This window comes from Rhodopirellula sp. UH5, assembly GCF_056839225.1.
This window is the reverse complement of the sequence record NZ_CM166390.1, coordinates 4,444,322-4,462,500: the sequence shown is the minus strand read 5'-3', so window position 1 is coordinate 4,462,500 and position 18,179 is coordinate 4,444,322. Positions and strand designations below refer to the sequence as shown.

Annotated in this window: 13 protein-coding genes; 6 read left to right on the top strand and 7 right to left on the bottom strand. The window is 55.3% G+C overall.

Annotation, left to right across the window (positions count from 1 at the left end):
- Positions 1-249: 249 nt before the first annotated feature.
- From UH5x_RS15750 to UH5x_RS15740, 3 genes are read right to left on the bottom strand one after another with little or no spacing between them, the layout of a single operon-like run.
- The gene (locus UH5x_RS15750) at positions 250-597 is read right to left on the bottom strand and encodes a DUF4870 domain-containing protein (protein ID WP_482632962.1); all 348 of its coding nucleotides are present in this window, start codon (positions 595-597) and stop codon (positions 250-252) included.
- A 44-nt stretch (positions 598-641) separates the two neighbouring features.
- Positions 642-1,196, bottom strand: a complete 555-nt coding sequence (locus UH5x_RS15745) for a GNAT family N-acetyltransferase (protein ID WP_047816872.1) — start codon at positions 1,194-1,196, stop codon at positions 642-644.
- 43 nt (positions 1,197-1,239) lie between these two features.
- On the bottom strand, positions 1,240-1,989 hold the full coding sequence (locus UH5x_RS15740; RefSeq protein ID WP_482632961.1) for a sulfite exporter TauE/SafE family protein: 750 nt from the start codon (positions 1,987-1,989) through the stop codon (positions 1,240-1,242).
- 141 nt (positions 1,990-2,130) lie between these two features.
- Here UH5x_RS15740 and UH5x_RS15735 point away from each other — a divergent pair, with 141 nt between their 5' ends.
- The 4 genes from UH5x_RS15735 to UH5x_RS15720 all read left to right on the top strand — a co-directional run bounded on the left by UH5x_RS15735 (position 2,131) and on the right by UH5x_RS15720 (position 8,897).
- Positions 2,131-3,729 (top strand): neutral/alkaline non-lysosomal ceramidase N-terminal domain-containing protein, encoded by a 1,599-nt coding sequence (locus tag UH5x_RS15735; RefSeq protein WP_482632960.1) that lies wholly within the window; start codon positions 2,131-2,133, stop codon positions 3,727-3,729.
- 23 nt (positions 3,730-3,752) lie between these two features.
- Complete coding sequence (locus tag UH5x_RS15730; RefSeq protein WP_482632959.1) at positions 3,753-4,565, top strand: 3-keto-disaccharide hydrolase; 813 nt, start codon at positions 3,753-3,755, stop codon at positions 4,563-4,565.
- 74 nt (positions 4,566-4,639) lie between these two features.
- Positions 4,640-7,351, top strand: coding sequence for a c-type cytochrome (locus tag UH5x_RS15725; protein WP_482632958.1), 2,712 nt, complete (start codon positions 4,640-4,642; stop codon positions 7,349-7,351).
- Positions 7,352-7,418: 67 nt separating this feature from the next.
- The gene (locus UH5x_RS15720; protein ID WP_482632957.1) at positions 7,419-8,897 is read left to right on the top strand and encodes a DUF7133 domain-containing protein; all 1,479 of its coding nucleotides are present in this window, start codon (positions 7,419-7,421) and stop codon (positions 8,895-8,897) included.
- 25 nt (positions 8,898-8,922) lie between these two features.
- Here UH5x_RS15720 and UH5x_RS15715 read toward each other — a convergent pair whose 3' ends face one another.
- Positions 8,923-9,552 (bottom strand): RNA polymerase sigma factor, encoded by a 630-nt coding sequence (locus UH5x_RS15715; RefSeq protein ID WP_482632956.1) that lies wholly within the window; start codon positions 9,550-9,552, stop codon positions 8,923-8,925.
- Positions 9,553-9,632: 80 nt separating this feature from the next.
- Between UH5x_RS15715 and UH5x_RS15710 the strand changes: the two genes are divergently transcribed.
- The gene (locus UH5x_RS15710) at positions 9,633-12,725 is read left to right on the top strand and encodes a protein kinase domain-containing protein (RefSeq protein ID WP_482632955.1); all 3,093 of its coding nucleotides are present in this window, start codon (positions 9,633-9,635) and stop codon (positions 12,723-12,725) included.
- Between the two features lie 207 nt (positions 12,726-12,932).
- On the top strand, positions 12,933-13,631 hold the full coding sequence (locus tag UH5x_RS15705; protein ID WP_482632954.1) for a Uma2 family endonuclease: 699 nt from the start codon (positions 12,933-12,935) through the stop codon (positions 13,629-13,631).
- Positions 13,632-14,301: 670 nt separating this feature from the next.
- On the opposite strand, the gene UH5x_RS15700 is transcribed toward UH5x_RS15705, so the two are convergent.
- Genes UH5x_RS15700 through UH5x_RS15690 form a run of 3 tightly spaced genes read right to left on the bottom strand, consistent with a single transcriptional unit; the run spans position 14,302 to position 18,107 of the window.
- Positions 14,302-15,021, bottom strand: a complete 720-nt coding sequence (locus tag UH5x_RS15700; protein WP_482632953.1) for a response regulator transcription factor — start codon at positions 15,019-15,021, stop codon at positions 14,302-14,304.
- Positions 15,018-16,706, bottom strand: coding sequence for a sensor histidine kinase (locus UH5x_RS15695; protein ID WP_047812222.1), 1,689 nt, complete (start codon positions 16,704-16,706; stop codon positions 15,018-15,020). Before UH5x_RS15695 ends, UH5x_RS15700 begins: the two co-directional genes overlap by 4 nt.
- A gap of 6 nt (positions 16,707-16,712) precedes the next feature.
- Positions 16,713-18,107, bottom strand: a complete 1,395-nt coding sequence (locus tag UH5x_RS15690; RefSeq protein WP_482632952.1) for a vWA domain-containing protein — start codon at positions 18,105-18,107, stop codon at positions 16,713-16,715.
- Between the last annotated feature and the right edge of the window lie 72 nt (positions 18,108-18,179).

Here is an 18,179-nt window from a genome sequence, read left to right as displayed (position 1 = left end):
ATCCGCTGTCGGGCGGTCAATCGCTCACATTCAGCAGGCCAACGTTCGCCGGGGTTGTACGTGGGAACATTGGCATTCGCCAAAACCGTTCAAGTGCGGAATGGCTCCTGCTTCCCTGCCTAACGGGCTGTGAGATCGTCAACTTTTTCATCCCCGCCCCGTGAGTTCTGGAACTCCGCGTGATTCAGCGCATGTGGACGAGGGGGTTTTCTGTGTGAAAGAGGACGCAGAGGTTCTCAGTCGGTTGGTTCAGACGAATCGATAGGTCAACGGGTACTTCCAGACTTCCCCTTGGCTGGCTTTGATCCCACCGATGATTGGGAAAACCACACTCAAAACGGCAAGGATGAGGAATCCCAGCAGCCCAATGCCGATCACTGCGAGAATTGCGAACACGATGCTGGCAATGAATTCGGTGATCAACCAGTTGGCGATGTTCCGCCCGTGGGGATCGAGCTCCGGCATGTCATCTTTTTTCAGCTGCCAGATCACGATTGGTGCCAAGAAGCCAGCGAACGGGATGACGTACCCGGCGAATTGTGAGAAATGAAGGGCCATCGCCCAGGTGTTCGTGCTGCTATTTTGTTCAGTTTGCATTGGATTTGCCTTGGGGGGTGGATGGTTGGCAGTTCAACAGGCTGTTATTCGTCTCCGGCAAGGCGCTTGGAGAGAAAAAGTGTCTCCCCCAGTTCGGAGTCCATTTCTGTCCCTGCGAATCCGTTCTTGGAGTAGAGCGATCGAGCTGGTTGGTTTCCGCGATAAACTTCGAGGGTGACTTTGCAGCAATTTCGTTCGTTTGCGAGATCCGTGATCGCTTGCATCAGAATGGATCCGATGCCTTTTCCGCGATGGGGAGCGCTGACCATCACATCGTGCACGTTCAGGACGGGGGCCGCTGCGAAGGTCGAAAAGACTTCAAAGCAGTTTGCCAGTCCAATGGCCTCGGCTCGATTGTTCGGATGGTTGATCATCGCGAAGATAGAAACCGCGTTGGGCCGTTGTGCCAATTCGGTGGCAACGCGTTGTTGGGCCCGTTTGCTCAGGCCTGGGCTCCCGATTGCCGGGTCATTGGCGTATTCAGAAAGCAAACGAAGCAGTGATTTCCGGTGCGGTTCGTGTGTGTAGTCGACGCGGAGGATTTCGACGTCCAGTTTGGCCGGTTGGGAGTCGTTGGAGGAGCTTGTTTCCGTCGACATAACGCAGCGGTGTCCGGAGGCACGAGGCTTGGAAACGTTGGGTTCAGAACCAGGCCATCAATCGCATTGCTGCAATTGCGGTGAATCCGAGAAGGATCGCGTTGAACCAAGTTTGAGAAACTCGGGTGACCAACCATTTTCCCGACAAGATTCCGAGTGGGATCATGGGAGCCAGCGCGGCGCCCACCAACAATGTATCGGGTGTGATGAGACCCAGGTTGTAGCTCAACGGAAGCTTCAGGATGTTTAATACCAGAAACAGCCAGGCGCTGGTGCCGATCAATTCCCATTTCGGCAAGCTGACCGCCAGAAGATAAAGCGCAACCACTGGCCCAGCGGCATTGGCCAACATCGTTGTTAGACCTGCAAGCAGGCCAAGGAACACAGAGAACCAGACTTGGTGGGGGAATTTTTCAAACAACTTGGGGCGGAGCAAGCGTGCGGCTTGCACAGCGGCAAGCGCGAGAATGATGCCGCCGACGAGTGTTTTGAAGTGCTCGGGATCGAGGCGGTCCATCATCGCCCAACCAATCATGATTCCGACCAACGTTGGCGGAAGCAATCGTCGGACATGGGACCAATCCGCTTTTCGGCCGAAAAAGCCAATGGCACAGAGGTCCCCGACGACCAGCATCGGCAGTAGCACACCAGTGGATTCCAACGCGCCAAAGACAAAGGCGAAGAGGACCACATGCAACATGCTGATGCCAGGGAACCCGGATTTGGAGAATCCAATGCCGGTGGCGCCCACAGCCAACAGTGCAATTTGGTCGGGGGTGAGCGATGAAAGCATTGAATTTTGTGTGAGTCACGGGTGTCAGGAAGCGATGGGGGAGATCGGGAGTATCTACAATGACTCAGGGTTCACGAACCCCACCCCTCCGGCTGAACTTGGCCCCCACCTCAAAATCCCGCCTCCATCACAGGAAGAACCATGGCCAGATACTTGGCTGTTTCCGGACGTTCGATTTGGCTTGATTGGCACCTGTCGTTTTGCTTGGTCATTGGGATCCTTGTCAGTGCTTCGATGGTTGGCGGGCAGGAACCGACGCCCAACCATGCCACGCTCGAAGCCGCTTCGGAGTCGGATTTGTTGGTCGGCAGTGCTCAGCGAGAGATCACGCCGCCGATTGGATTCCCGATGTCAGGCTATTTTCATGAGCGACTGGCCACGGAAACACGTGACCCGCTGTTTGCGAAAGCGATGGTTTTTGAACAAGGCGACACGGTGGTGGTCTGGGTGGTCTGTGATTTGGTCGGCATCACCCGCGATTTGTTCGAAGAAGTGGCGCGGAGATCCGAATCGTTGCACGGGATCCCGGCCAAAAATCACCTTGTTTCAGCGACACATTCGCACACCGCTCCGGATTATCGAGCACACCTGGTTCGTCATCTTCGTGGTGAACTGAAAGAGGAGTCTCCCTACGCAGAAAAGCTGGTCAACGGAATTGTGGGAGCGATCGGTGACGCCATCTCGAGCAAGCGTTCGGCCAAAGTCTTGGCGGGCAACGCGATTCAATCGGTGCCGGTTTCATTCAATCGACGCTCGGTCATGAAAGACGGTAGCATTCTGACGTGGCAACGTGAGTCCAACCCAGAGCGAATTCGTTCCGCTGGTCCGATCGATGACCAGTTGGGCGTGATCGCGGTGGTCGATTCCGAAACCAATCGACCGTTCACGATTTGCAGCAGCTACGCGTTGCATTTGGACACCGTCGGCGGGACGCGTTGGAGTGCGGACTACCCGGCTTTCATGCAGCGAGCGGTGGCTGAAAAGTTTGGTGACGATGTGCTTTCGATCTTTGGTGCTGGCACGTGCGGTGACATCAATCACGCCGATCCATCCCGCCAAGAACGCAATTCCTGCGAATTCATTGGGCATTCTTTGGGTGAGACCTTGGTGAACCAGGCTCGTTCGATGTTGGAGAGCTCAATCAAAACATCGCCCAATCCGAAATCGCGATTAAAATATCGTCACGCGGTGGTGCCGTTGCCGCTGCAAACGTTGACTGAACAGCAGATTGATCGAGCGAGAGAGTTGATCCCGATTGCCCGTGGGGGCGAAAAGGTGGCGTTTGAGGATCTCGTTGCCGCCAACCGAGATGCTCAGCTGGACCGTTTGACCCACAATCCTTCGTGGATCGACGGCGAAGATCCAGCGAATGTTTCGCCGATGATTGCCTGGAAAGGCATCGGTGATCATTTGCCCGTTGAGGTCGCGACCATCACTGTGGGGGATGAGTTGGCCATCGTCTTCCTGCCTGGAGAGGTTTTTGTTGATTTAGGTTTGGCGATCAAGCGTCATTCGCCTTTTGAAACCACGCTGGTGATTGAGTTGTCCAACTGTGTCGAAACCGCCTACCTGCCCACGCATGCCGCGTATGCCCAGGGCAGCTACGAGGTCATCAATTCCCGAACCCAGCCTGGATCGGGTGAAAAATTAGTTGCCGCAGCACTCGCGTTGCTCCGTAGCGCGGCCTCGGATGAAAACACTGTGAAATACGAACTCCCTTCTGAACTGACTTCTCGATGATTCTAACTTTGAAGACTTTCCCTATGCGAATGCGTCTGCCAGTTCTGAGACCTCTGGCCGGATTGATTCTGGTTTTTGGATGTGCGATTGGATTTAAATCAGTTTCCGCCCAAGAGCCGGCAGCCGGTGATCCGGACCTTGAATTGCAAGGTGAATATGTCGCCAACGAGCTTGGGGTCCAGGTCATTGCGATCGGGGACGGCGAGTTCGACGTCGTGATCTATGAAGGTGGCCTGCCCGGGGCCGGTGCCAAGCCTTCGCCGCGAAAAATTGAAGCGGACGAAGACGTTTTGTTGGGGCTGGTGGATTCCATGAATCTGCGACGGGTCGAGCGTGTCAGCAGCACGATGGGTCGGTCCGCACCGGCGAAAGCGACTGTCCTGTTCGATGGAACCAAAGATGCGGCGGAAGCAAATTGGGAAAATGGACGGCTCAGTCCTGAAGGTTGGTTGATGCAGGGGACAACGAGCAAGCCGAAATTCCAAGACTACACGTTGCACTTGGAGTTTCGGACGCCGTTCATGCCCAAGGCAACGGGCCAACAGCGTGGCAACAGTGGCATCTATCACCAAGGCCGCTACGAAACTCAGGTGTTGGATTCGTTTGGATTGGAAGGACTCGATAACGAATGCGGTGCGATTTACACCGTCAGTGCTCCCGCGGTCAACGTTTGCTATCCGCCAATGCAGTGGCAGACATACGATGTCGATTTCACGGCGGCGCGATTCGATGACGCAGGGAAGAAAGTCACTGATGCTCGGATGACCGTTCGTTTGAACGGAGTCATTGTTCAGAACAATGTCGTCGTTCCGCACGTGACTCCGGCGCGAAATTGAAAGAGGGGCCCGAGCCTGGTCCCATCTATTTGCAAGATCACGGGAACCCGGTTCGATACCGAAACATTTGGGTTTTGCCACGCGACGCGGATCGCGAAGCCAAGCGGCCAATTGTTTCAGGATTTGAACGTTTCTCTGGAACCAATGCGTTGTCGATGGCCGATGCCGGCGAAGTCTTGATCGACAACTTGGCCTGCGGAGCGTGTCACGCAGCAGGAACATCGATGTTGCCCTCGCAGGGCGGTCCCGATTTGTCGCAAGTCTTTGGGCGTGTTCGTGCCGACGCCATCGTTGAAATGATCGCCGATCCCCACACCACCAAGCGTGGAACGACGATGCCCGATCCGTGGCCTGCAATGGATGCGGCTGAGCGACGGGAACGTGCGAATGAAATCGCAAGCTACCTGCATTCCATCAACGATCAACCACTCGAAGATCGAATCGTCAGTGCGAAACTTGCAGATCGTGGCGCAGAGCTCTACCAAAAAGTTGGCTGCGTCGCCTGCCACTCGGCCGATCCCGCCAGTCCCAGCCCGATGTCGGTGCCGCTGGGTAAACCACATCGCAAGTACACATTGCCGTCTTTGACGAAGTTCTTGAAAACCTGCAACCAACTTCGCCCCGGATTGCGAATGCCAGCGATGGTGGGCACCGACGAAGAGATCATGGCGGTCGCGGCCTATCTGACTCGCGAAGTCACCGTGGGCGAAACGGCGGACTCATTCACGAGGAAGGTTTATCACGGGTCATGGGATCAACTGCCAAAGTTCGATTCGTTGAAACCTGTCTCCGAAGATCGAGTCAGTGGACTGACGTTTGATGACCTGAAACGAAGAAACAATTTCGCGATCGTTTACGAAACCGATTTGCATGTGAACTCGGACACCAAGTTGACGTTCTACTTGGCCAGCGACGACGGAAGTGCGCTCGAAATTGACGGCCATCGATTGGAGAACGATGGGATCCATCCTCACAAAACGGTCACCGCTGAATACGAGTTGAAGGTCGGCGTGTATCCCGTCCGCGTGGAGTACTTTGATGGTGGAGGGCAAACTTCCCTGAGTCTTGAAGTGGAAGGTGACTCCTTCGCTCGCGACGACATTGCCATTTGGTTGAGCAACACGGTGGGGGGAAAACCACTGGATTTGTTGCCAAGCGAATTTGTTGCGGACTCGTCTTTGATTGAGAAAGGAAAGCAGCAGTTCTACGCTGCCGGATGTGCCAATTGTCATTCGGCGGGCGCGGACAAGGCCGCTGCTTTGCAAACGGTTCAAGCACCCGCGTTGGATCAAGCGAGCGAAGGGAAAGGTTGTTTGTCCGATGACGTTTCGGCACCAGCGGTCGACTTTGCGTTGGGGGCGTCTCAGACTTCCGCCATTGAGTCGGCGCTCAAGCGGCGGCGTTCTGGACAACGTCCCAAGGGGACCGATGCGCGTCGTGTTCACATGACGATGCTGGGGTTGAATTGCTACGCCTGTCACCAACGCGATGGTGTCGGCGGACCCGAGTTGTCACGCGACGAGTCGTTTGTTTCGACGGTTCCCGAGATGGGACTGGAGGGCCGTTTGCCTCCGCAATTAACGGGTGTTGGCGACAAACTGACTCCTCAAACGATCACCGATGTGTTGAATCACGGCGCCAACATTCGCAGTTACATGGGCACGCGGATGCCGGCGTTTGCGTACGAACCGCTGCGAGACTGGCATGCCGCAGTTGGTCGTTTGGACATGAATCCGACGGTCGAAGAAGCGGACACCACCGCCAACGAATCCACGGTCGTTTCCAACGGTCGCGAGCTTTGTGGCAACGACGGATTGGCGTGCATCAAGTGTCATAGTTTCGGTGGAGACACGGGGGGTGGATTGGGAGCCATTGATCTTTTGACGATGCCCAAACGACTTCGATATGAATGGTTCCAACGTTACTTGCAGAACCCGACTTTGTACCGACCCGGCACTCGGATGCCGAACAGTTTTGTGGATGGCAAGTCCGCGATCACCACGATTGAAGACGGGGACCCGGTCAACCAAACCGACGCGATTTGGAAGTACCTGTCGCTTGGCGACAAAGCCAAGGAACCTGTGGGGCTGAAACAGGACGCGATTGTGTTGCAACCGACCGAGCAGGCACTCCGGATCTATCGCAACTTCTTCACCGGAGTCAGTGCGCGTGGGATTGGAATCGCCTTCCCAAATAAAACCAACCTGATTTGGGATGCCGAGCAAATGACTTTGTCTCGGGTTTGGAGGAATGGCTTCTTCGATGCATCGATGCACTGGCGTGGTCGGGGGCAAGGTCGCCAGGAACCTCTTGGGGATGCGGTCGCGATTCTGGAGGGACAGTCAACGTTGGCGCAGCTTCCAAGCATCGCTGCAGCTTGGCCGGAGAAGTCGGCGAGAGCTCGTGACTTCCGTTTTGGCGGGTATCAATTGAGTGGCGGCGAAACCATCACCATTGGGTTTGCTCAAGGTGATTTGAAAGTGGAGGACACCATTTCATCGCAAACGCCGGCTGGTGAGAAACCATTGCCTCGACTGCGTCGCACGTTGACGATTTCGGTTCCCGCTGCGAATGGCGGCGAGCAATGGGTGTGGCAACCGACCGACCAGCCCATGGAACTCGTGGAAGAATCGGAGGGCACGCAAGTTTTCCGTGTCAGCAACCAAACGAGTTTGCAGATTCAAGGCATACGGCTTGAGAAGGTGACGGTGGATGGCAAAGCGATTTGGCGTGCTGCTTTGCCGGCCGGGGAAGCATCGACGATCCAGCAGACAATTGCTTGGTGATGAATCTCCGACGCGTTGCTTTGAATTGACACTTTTGCCACCGAACTTTTAATTGATTACCTGAACGATGAACTTCATGCGAATTCGATTTTTGGCCAGCTTGGTTTTGCTGTTGAGCTTTGTCTCAGCGACTCAGGCGGATCAACCGAAGGAAAGCGATTACTACACGATCACGACCTTCGAAACACCGGAGGGCGAGGTCATCGAAGCGTGTGGCTTTGAATGGATGGAAGACGGTCGATTGGCGGTGTGTTCACGCCGTGGCGACATCTTCATGATCGAGAATCCACTCGCTGAAAAAGTGACCGCGGATCAGTTCAGTGTGTTTGCTCGCGGGCTGCATGAACCACTCAGCTTGACCGAACAAGACGGTTGGTTGATCGCGACGCAGCGTCCTGAAATCACACGTTTGAAGGACACCGATGACGATGGTGCGGCGGACGTTTTTCAGACGCATGCGGATGGATGGGGCGTGTCGGGTGACTACCACGAGTACGCGTTTGGATCAAAACTCGATGCCAACGGTGACATGCTGATCACGTTGTGTCTGACCGGGTCGTTCAGCAGCCAGGTTCCGTTTCGGGGTTGGGCGATGAAGGTCACTTCGGACGGCCGAACCATTCCGTATTCCAGCGGCGTGCGCTCGCCCGGTGGGATGGGGACGGATTCGAACGGCAATGTTTTCTACACCGACAACCAAGGCCCTTGGAACGGAACATGTGGTCTGAAAGTGCTGCGAGAAGGCAAGTTCATGGGCCATCCCGGTGGTTGGGATTGGTATGACGATGCACCGAACATGGGCAAGCGTCCTCAAGAACCTGAAAGCGGCAGTCGCATTTTGACCGAAGCGGCCAAGATCCCAGAACTAATACCAACAGTGGTCATGTTTCCCTACGACAAGATGGGAAAGAGTGCGTCGGGCATCGTTTGCGATCAGTCAGGCGGCAAATTTGGACCGTTCGAAAAACAATTGTTCGTCAGCGATCAGTCGCAAAGCACGGTCATGCGAGTCGACTTGGAAGAAGTGGATGGCGTTTGGCAAGGCGTTTGTTTTCCGTTCCGACGAGGGTTTGCCTCGGGAAATGTCGGAATGGAAATGGCTCCCAACGGATCGATGTTTGTTGGCGGGACCAACCGAGGTTGGGGATCAACGGGCCCTCGTCCTTTCGCGGTCGAACGGATGGATTGGACTGGGAAAGTCCCGTTTGAAATCAAACACATGAAATCAACCTCTGACGGGTTCGATTTGGAATTCACTCAGCCTGTTGATGCGGCAACGGCGACCGATTTGGCGGGTTATGAGATTGAGACTTACACGTACGAGTACCGTTCGCAGTATGGCAGTCCAGAGGTGGATCCGACCAAACCCACGATCACATCGGCAACTGTTTCGGAGGACGGAATGCACGTGCGATTGGTGATCGACGGATTGCAACTCGGTCATGTTCACGAGCTTCATTCCAATGGTGTCCGCAACCAAGACGGCAACCCGCTCTTGCACCCTCAGGCGTACTACACCCTGAATAAGATCAACGAGGCCAACTGATTCAGGGCAATGACTTGCCGTTGGTCTATTCCGGCAGTTCCGCCATTCGTTTGCGAAGTCGGCGAAGCACACGCGACTTCGCTTGGTAAACGCTGGCCACGGAAAGGCCTAACTTGTCTGCGACCGTTGATGCAGGTTGCTGATCGACGGTGGTGGCCCAGAACGCTTGCCAGGTCATGGTTTCAAATTCGGATTCGACCAACGCCATGACTTGGCGAATCAGCGGGCTTTCGATTGACGCGGGGCAAATGGTGGAATCTAGTGTGTCGGCAATTTCTTGCTCACCAACTTGATGCAATTGATCGAGCGCTTCGCTGCCCCCGATCGCTCGTCCATCAGCCTCAGCGAGTTTGTTGAGCTTTCGAAAGTGATCACGAACGCGATTGCGTGTGATCGTGGCCAACCAAGAACGAAAGCTGCCTTCGCGTTTCTTTCTTTGGAAGTCGCCAATGCCTCGGGCCACGGATGCAAAGACTTCTTGCACCACATCGGGTGCATCGGACGCGGGGATTCCTGAGGTCCGACACCAGCGGTAGACGATCGGGCCGAAGGTGCCAACCAAACGGGTCCAGCTTTCGGCATCCATCTGTTTGACGCCGGAAATCAGCATCGATGACAGGGTGGGATGTTCGTTCGAGGGCGACGCGTGGCTCATGAAAAAGATTTTATCAGCAAATGGTGTCAGATGCCTGCGTTCATCCTGGTGCGTTACCCTAACTATCCCGGAGGACACCCATGATGACCGCAACTGAATGCCCGTCGATCGAACGGTTGAAGGATTTGACGCTGGGCCGATTGGCCGAAGGAGACAGCGACTCGATGCTGGACCACCTTCGTGATTGTGAAGTTTGCCAATCCGAATTGGAAACGATCGGCGATGGCGAGGACTCTTTGATCCAAGCCATTCGATCGCCTGACGACGCTTCGGAATGGATTCTCGAGCCACAATGCGACGTGGCCGTGATCGCTGCTTTGGGTGCGATCGGAATTGGCCAGCAATCACCCGCCGTCTCGGACAAGCCGGATTTTCCGGTCTCGATTGGTGAATATGAGATCGTTCGCCCGCTGGGCCGCGGCGGGATGGGCAATGTCTATTTGGCTCGTCATACCAAACTAGGCCGCCTGGTCGCGCTCAAGGTCTTGGCCGGGCATCGTCTCGCAGATGCCAAAATGAAAGAGCGATTTGAGGCTGAGATGCGGGCCGTGGGACAGTTGAGTCATCCCGGGATCGTCACGGCCCATGACGCACGTGAAATCGATGGCACAGCGGTTTTAATAACCGAATTCATTGACGGAATGGATTTGGCTCAGTTGGTTTCGCGAACCGGGCCGATCGGCGTTGCGGACGCTTGTGATCTGATTCGCCAAGTGGCCGTCGCACTGCAATACACCAGCGACCAAGGTTTCGTTCACCGCGACGTCAAACCGTCCAACATCATGTTGAGTCATTCTGGCGAGGTGAAGTTGTTGGATCTGGGATTGGCTCGTTTGCAGGAGCCTCGTCACGAAACATCAGGCTTGACCGGCACCGGACAAGCGATGGGGACAGCGGATTACATTGCCCCCGAGCAGGTCACGGACAGTCGTGGCGTCGACGTTCGCGCCGACATTTATTCGCTTGGTTGCACGTTGTTCAAATTGCTGACGGGGCAGGCCCCGTTTGCTGGACCGCAATGCGCGACCGCGTTTGCCAAGATGACCGCTCATGTTTCCTCGCCACCACCGGTGCTCAGAGATTTCTTGCCCGATGCACCCGCTGGGTTGAACAAGTTGGTTGCATCGATGTTGGACAAAGACCCAACATCGCGACCACAAACGCCGATGCAGGTCGCTGAAAAGCTGAAGCTATTTGTGAGCGACGCGAATCTGGCTGGTTTGATCGCTCGTGCCGAAACAGCCTCACCCGAGCGTGCACCCGCCAGCCATCCAGAAACCAAGGTTTTTCCCAAAACACAAAGTTGGCGACGCCGAACGGTTCCCCTCACCGCGGCGATCGCCGCAGGTTTCTTGGGGCTGTTCATTGGATTGATGAGTGGCTTATTGATCCGCATCAAAATGCCCGACGGTTCGATCGTGACCGTGAATGCACCTGATGGAAGCGAAGTTAGCATCGTTCCCGAAGTGGCGCGCGACCTACCATCTGAAAACATCGCGTTGCCCGCCGTTGCCGGATTCGAAGAACAGCGTGAAGAAGCGTTTCTAAAATTCGCGATCTTGGCAACCGAAGAAGAAATGCGGGAGTACGGTTCGAAATACGAAGGTCTTCCTCAGGACTTCGCTGTCACGCGTGATGGGTTTCGATGGTATGCGGCCGATCCTGATGCGAACCTTTCTTCGCCGCTGCACATGAACGGGAAAACATTGCATTTGGTCCGCGAGGCTGATTCGCTGGCAATCACTCAAGACAAGCTTCGCCAAGAGATCGACATGGCGAAAGCAAAGGGCACTTCGCACATCGATCTTCGCTTGAGTAATTCGGCGGGGCAGGCACTTCGTAAACTCACGGCCAGCAACATGCGACGAAAGTTGGCGATCATCGTCAACGGGAAGATCCGAATGGCACCGACGATCATGGCGGAAGTTGGACGCGACATTGCTATCACGGGTCGTTTTACCCAGGAAGAAATCCGCTTCTTGATGGACGCGTTGAGCAGTGGATTGGTCACGCCGCTTTCAAAACAAGATCGAGGAATCCAAACCAAATCAGATCTTGAGCGACTTCAGGGTGTTTGGCGACTTTCTGGTCGATCAGATGCCACGCTGCTTGCATTTGATGGTCGGGACTTTTACGTAGCTGATGATCAGTCCATTCGAGCGGCGGGGCATCTTGCCGCGATGACTTCGGGCGATGGCGATTTGAGAGAAGTTCTTTTCACAAACTCAATCCCGACGGAGGCTGCACCGCAGCTGTTGGTTTACCGTTTTCTTAGAGGTGATCGATTGGAGTTCGAGATGAGAGATCCAGTTTCCAAAGCGGGCCCCAATGGTCTTGGGCTCGATGCGGGCAAGGGATTTTTTATCGTTGAGCGACTGGGGGATTTTCCAACTGACGCCCTTGAAGTTGTCTTGTTGTCTCGCCGGTTCAGGTCCATGCTAATGAGGCAAGATTCGCAGGAGAGCGGTTCTCACTCCCTACAAGTTGTCCTTCCTGTTGTGACTTTGCTCATGAATGCAAAGAAGATGGGGGTGGAAGCCGTTGTCAAAGCTGGCGGCAAAATCCGGGCCGTTGATCGCGACGCCCAGTCCATCAATCAACTGATACAAATGGTGATCGGCTTTCACAACTTTGCGTCGGCTTATCGAAAGTTTCCTGCCTCGGCATCGATGGCGAGAGAGGGAGCGATTGGAATCAACGACCAATCCGAGCTGAAGCCGTTTTCTTGGCGAGTGGCGATTCTACCTTTCATTGAGCAACAGGAGTTGTTCGAGCAGTATCATTTCGACGAACCGTGGGACAGTGAAGCGAACTCGAAGTTGCTGGCGAAGATGCCTTCCATCTATCGAAGTCCCGATGCGCCGATAGATCAACCCGTTGGGCACGCCAACTATCAAGGCATCGCCGATGGTGCCAGTGCGTTGGGCATCGACGATGGAGTCAAGTTCAAAGACATCCGGGATGGACTTGCCAACACGTTGCTGATTTTGGAAACGAAATCGTCAGTTCCTTGGACGAAGCCGCAAGATCTCAGTGAGGTGCCAGAGTTTGCTGATGATGCCGTGCTTCGGTATCTGATGGCCGATGGTGCCGTGAGAACGATGGATCCGGTGGACGAAGAAAAACTGAAGGCTTTGATCACACGGGACGGTGGTGAACAAGTTGAGCCTTAGTTCGCTCTCGTCGAATACCTCCTCTAAGCAGGTCGGCAGGAGTCTTTCGGCATTTGGACTGTTCCGGTAAGCGTCGTTGCTCCCACGTCCAACCGGGGTTAACGCCCAAACGGCTCACCTGATTATGCCCGGTCATCCCTGCCGACCAGCTTAGAAGCAGAGAGCTTTGGTTTGAGTCGGTCACCTGATTTGAGTTAGAATGTGACCATGCAAATTCCCGGTCTTCCCAACGCCACCGCCAATGCGGCTTTGCCTCTCAGTGTCGCTGACACGCTGACAGACCTGGGAGGCATTTCGTCCGATCGATTGCGGGTGGTTGAAGCCTCCAGGCCCGCCACAGCGGAGGATCTTGCCATCCTTCATGCTCAGGGTGTGATGTGCGAACTCGTCGATGGCCAATTGGTGGAGAAGCAGATGGGGGTTCGGGAGTCACTGCTGGCGGCTGTGTTGATCGAATTCTTGAGTGCATTTGCGAGGCAACACAAGCTGGGCATCGTCTCGGGGCCGGATGGTTTTGTGACCCTCTTTCCAGATCTGATTCGCGGTCCCGACGTGGCTTTTTTGTCCTGGGACCGGCTGCCGGGCGGGCGATTGCCAGAGGAGGCGTTTCCTCGAATTGTTCCTGATTTGGTGGTGGAGGTTCTCAGTCCGGGGAACACTCGGGCGGAAATGGCTCGCAAACGTCGCGAATATTTTCACGCTGGTGTCCGGTTGGTTTGGACGGTGGATCCCATTCGAAGGTCCGTTGCCGTCTTCACCACGGCGACGCAGTCCTCGGTACTTGGCGAAACGGAATCACTCGATGGTGGCGACGTTCTGCCCGGATTGAAGATCAGCTTGGCGGACGTGTTTGCCGTTTTGGACGTTCCGGACGTGGACGAGAATCCTACCGTCGCAAACGGTTGATTGAGCAGCATTCCTCGTTGTCACTGTCCGGTTGATTCTGCTGTTTGAACGCTCGTAAAGTTCTCGGGTGAAAGCTTCACCTGACCCAGGTCGTTGGTGTCAGCCCAGGCTAACGCTGGACTGCTAAATGTTTGTTATTGGCATTCCGATAGCGAATGCAATTTTTCTTCCGGCTTCGGTCTTTCTTCATCCCGGTAGGGATTTTAGATGGTAGCCGGGGGTTGCTGCGTAGCAGCACACCCCCGGAAAACGAGCTCCCATAAAACTCTCCATCCCGCCGTGGCCAATGGCCACGGCGGGATGGAGAGTGGTGGCGTGGGGGGGCATGTCCATCGGTGGCGCTATCGCTTACCGACGGCTACCATCTGACATCCCTACCGGGATGGAAACTTGCGCAAACGAATACACCCTACAACAGAAAATATTTCGCGGTCCAGGTTAACACCCAAACGGCTCACGAGATTAAACCCAATCATTCCTGCGTACCTGCTTAGCAGAAGACGCTCGTCGAGCAAGTTCAATTGGCCGCAGACTGCTTTGTCTTTGTCGACCTTGAGCGGTTCACGGGTTGGAGCTGGACCATCAAAAACGAATTGCATTCGCAGGTCAGCAGCATGAGCGGAAGCACAACACCACGTGACCAAGCAGGCAATCGAAAGGGTGAGCGTTTTCATGGGTGAGCCTTGCACTCGTAGCGGTAGCCAAGTCCGTAGACGGTTTGGATGATGCGTGGGTGTTTGGGATCGCGTTCGATGCGTTTGCGGAGTTGGCTGACGGTTTGGTCGATTGTTCGGCTGTTGGGGACTCGGCCGGGACCCCAGCATTCTTGAAACAGCGTTTGGCGATGCACCACATCCCCGTCAGCGTCATGCAGCAAGATCAAGATTTGAAGTTCTCTTGCGGTGAGTTCAATGGACCCATCGCCACGAGTGGCTCGCAGTTTTGATGGTGTGACTTGCAAGTCGTCCATGTTGAACGCGACGTGCGCGGTCGGGTCCTTGGCACTTTGATCTTCACTGGGTTCCGGTTGGCAGCGTCGCAGAACCGCTTTGACTCGGGCGATGACTTCGTGGGATCCAAACGGTTTGCTGATGTAGTCGTCCGCTCCCAATTCAAAACCGACCACCTTGTCGATCTCTTCCCCTTTGGCGGTGATGAAAATGATGGGCGTTCGTTTGTCGTTCGCACGCAAGAGCCGACAAACGTCAAAACCACTCTTCATGGGCATCATCACGTCGAGGCACACCAGATCGAACTTCTTTGATTCAATCATCTTGGATGCGGACAGGCCATCACCGACCGTGGCCACGTCGTAGCCTTCTGCACCCAGCAATTCCTCCAGGGCAGCACGAGTGTGTCGGTCATCTTCCGCGATCAAGATTCGGGTCATGGTCGTTTGGTTTTGGATGACGAGAAACGATTGGACGTGGGATCCAATGGTTGCAGCGTGAAGCGGAAATGCGAACCGGTCTGGGAGGGAATCCAGGTCAGTTCGCCACCGTGCCGACGGGCCGCGTTGCGAGCAATTGCCAGTCCAAGGCCTGTTCCCGCTGGTGCGGACAAGGAATCGTCGAGCCGTTCGAAGGGTTCGAAGATGCGTTTCGCTTCCGACTTGGTGATCCCCGGACCCTCATCGATCACGTCGATCGTGATCACGGTTGCTGTTTGAGAACTGGTGAGTGTGACTCGCTTTCCGGCGGCCGCGTATTTTTCGACGTTGCTGAGCAGGTTCACCAGGACCAGTTCGATCACATCGGCGTCGATCGGGATTGCTTCGTCGGCGTTGAGCTTCAGCTTCGTTTTGATCTCGAGACTCGCGAAAGCGGGAGCAAAACTTTCAAGGACGCGACGAATGATTTGGTCGGGGACTTCGAGTGTTGGACACAGTTTGCCTTTGCCGGAAACCATGTCGAGGACACCTGTGACCAAGCGGGACAGACGTTGGCTCTCCTCTTCGATCACATCCAGGCGTTCCCGCAGTCGCAGGCGTTGGTTGGTCTCATCTGAAGAGGAAGTTGATTCCGAATCGAGGTCGCGTTTGGCGAGTTCGGCGTACAAGCGAATGTTGGTCAAAGGCGTTCGCAACTCGTGCGACACATGACTGGCAAAACTGACGCGTTGTTGAGCCAGTGTCATTTGTCGTCGGATCGTTGTCATCACATACGCTCCCAGCAACAACAGCGTGGTCGCCAGTGCCAGCAAGGTTGCCAGCAACGGTACCGTTCCGTCTGCTAGCCAGCCTGGGGCCGCATCGGTCGACGGCGTGTAGATCAACCGCCATCCGTTCCAGGGCGAATCCATTCGAATTGTGGCGAGCGGTTGGGCTTGGTTGGTTGCATCCTTGGAATCGCCCCAGCGGTAGACCGTCCGGTCGGTGCTGTCTCGCAGTTCGTAGCGCCCGGCTTCCGTCGCAGTCGTGGCCGGCAAGGCTTCGACCAAGTCCGCCATCCAACGCCCTCGTTCCAGAACGATCCCGGTGGCGGTTTGGTCGGATCGTGGCAACCACAGAACCAGTTGCAAACCGTCTTCGTGGAACCAGCTTTGCCAGCGAGTGCTGGTGGTTGGTGGGGTGCTTGCGACCGACGATTTGGAAGTCCGGGGACTTCGCGACTGCGGGATGGTTGGCTTGATGGACGGCAAGGATCCCGGGTCGCGGAGTGGAACAGTGGCTTCGTCTTGCTCTCCAATGGGGCGTCCACGAGCAAGTTCACTCAGGGCGGCATACCACAACGTTTCCGAGGATGTGTCAACGGTTGGTTTGCGAGGGTAGATCAATCGTCCATCGCGATCGACCAACAAGACCGATCGAGCAATGGGCGTTGAGCGGCGAAGTTCCGCCAGGCGATTTAAGTCACGATCGGCCTGCCGAAGTTGGTCGCCAAGTTCGGTTTCATATCGCTGGGCGATGGGACGCAAGTTGGAACTCAAGTCCTGCAGTCGCCCAGCGAAGAGTTGTTGCAATTGTTCACGTTGCTGCTGTTGTTGCCGCGCGAGCGTGGCGGTTCCGAACCAGCCGATCAAGATCAGCGGCGAAACGATGAGCAACAGCAGTGCGAGGACGTGACGCAGAGGCAAAAGGGATTACCGACGAGGGGCGGCGGATTGGGAAGGCGAGAGACTGGGGACGTCCACCGAATAGGTTTGTTGATTTTGGACCGCATTTTGCAACTGTCGCATGCTCTTGCGAGTTGAATTCCACTTGGAACGATCGACAATCGCTTCGGCTTGCATTTCGTTGCTTACTTCGGCCAACTTTAGCTCTGGGAGAACACTGGTGACGCCCTTCGCTTCACACTCAAAGTACAGCTTGTTGAGAGAGGTCGCATTTCGATTCAGCAGCGATTGTGCTTCCTTGACTTGACCTGCATCCCGCAGCGCGGTGGCTTCGCGATTGAGTTCGGTGGTGATTTGCAAGCTGCAGTAGGCGTACACCTCCATGTCCTTGGCTTCTTCGACGATCTTTTCTTCGTCACTGAAGCGAACCTGGATGCTGCTGGTCAGTTTCTCTTTGGTTTCGGTTTGTAGATTGCGATACTGCACCGTGACTTCTGCCAGGTCTCGGGTGGAGTCTTCCGTGCCGGGTGAAACTTCGGTTTCGACGATGAAGTAACGTTCTTGATTGGCGTAGAGCTGAGCGAGCGGAATGCGAATCGTTTGACCTTCGATATCTCCTTCGCTGCCGATCATTCGAACGGGACGGACGGACTCATCCAGTTTGACCACGATTTCAAATTCGTTCGCAACGACGCTGAGCAAACCGTCAAACTCTTGGTTGAAGACCGACACCAGAGAGTCAGCATCTTCGATGAAGGCGTGGTTGCCACCGCCAACTGAAGCGAGCGCGACCATCAAGTCTTCGTTGTAACCTGAACCCAGTCCGAGTGTGCTAACGCTGATCGCTTCCTTCATCAGCGAACGTCCCAGTCCTTCCAGTTCTTGTGGGCTTTGTGGGCCCACGTTGGCCAAGCCATCCGAAAGCAGGATGACACGGTTGACTTGTTCGTCGGCCAGGAACTTGCGAACTTCCGCGGCGCCTTTGCTGACACCGGCGAACAACGCGGTGGCACTGCCGGCTTTGATTCCGCGAATTTTTTGTTTGATCGATTCGCGGTCGGTGGCTTTGGTGGCCGGGACCAAAACCGTGACGTTGCTGTCGTAGAGAACGACGGAGACGATGTCGTCGTTGCTCAGCCGATCGATCGCGGCTTCGGCAGCTTCTTTGGCACGCGTGAGTTTTTGTCCGCTCATCGAACCGCTGTGGTCGAGCACCAGGCAGACGTTGACGGGTGGTCGCTCTTCAGCGGATTTCAGTTCAAAACCAGTCAGTGCGATTCGCAAGTGATTGGTTTGTTTCTCACCCGATTTCATAACCGGGTGGACCAAGCGGACATCCAATTTGACTTGTTCGGCACTCGCTTGGTGAAGCGGTGAGGCCGTCATGGCAGCAACAAGTAACATCAACAATGAGAAACGCATCGGAAGGCTCCTGAGACAAGAGAGGACTAGCGATCGAGCCGGACATGGCTCGGACGTCACTCATTGAACGAG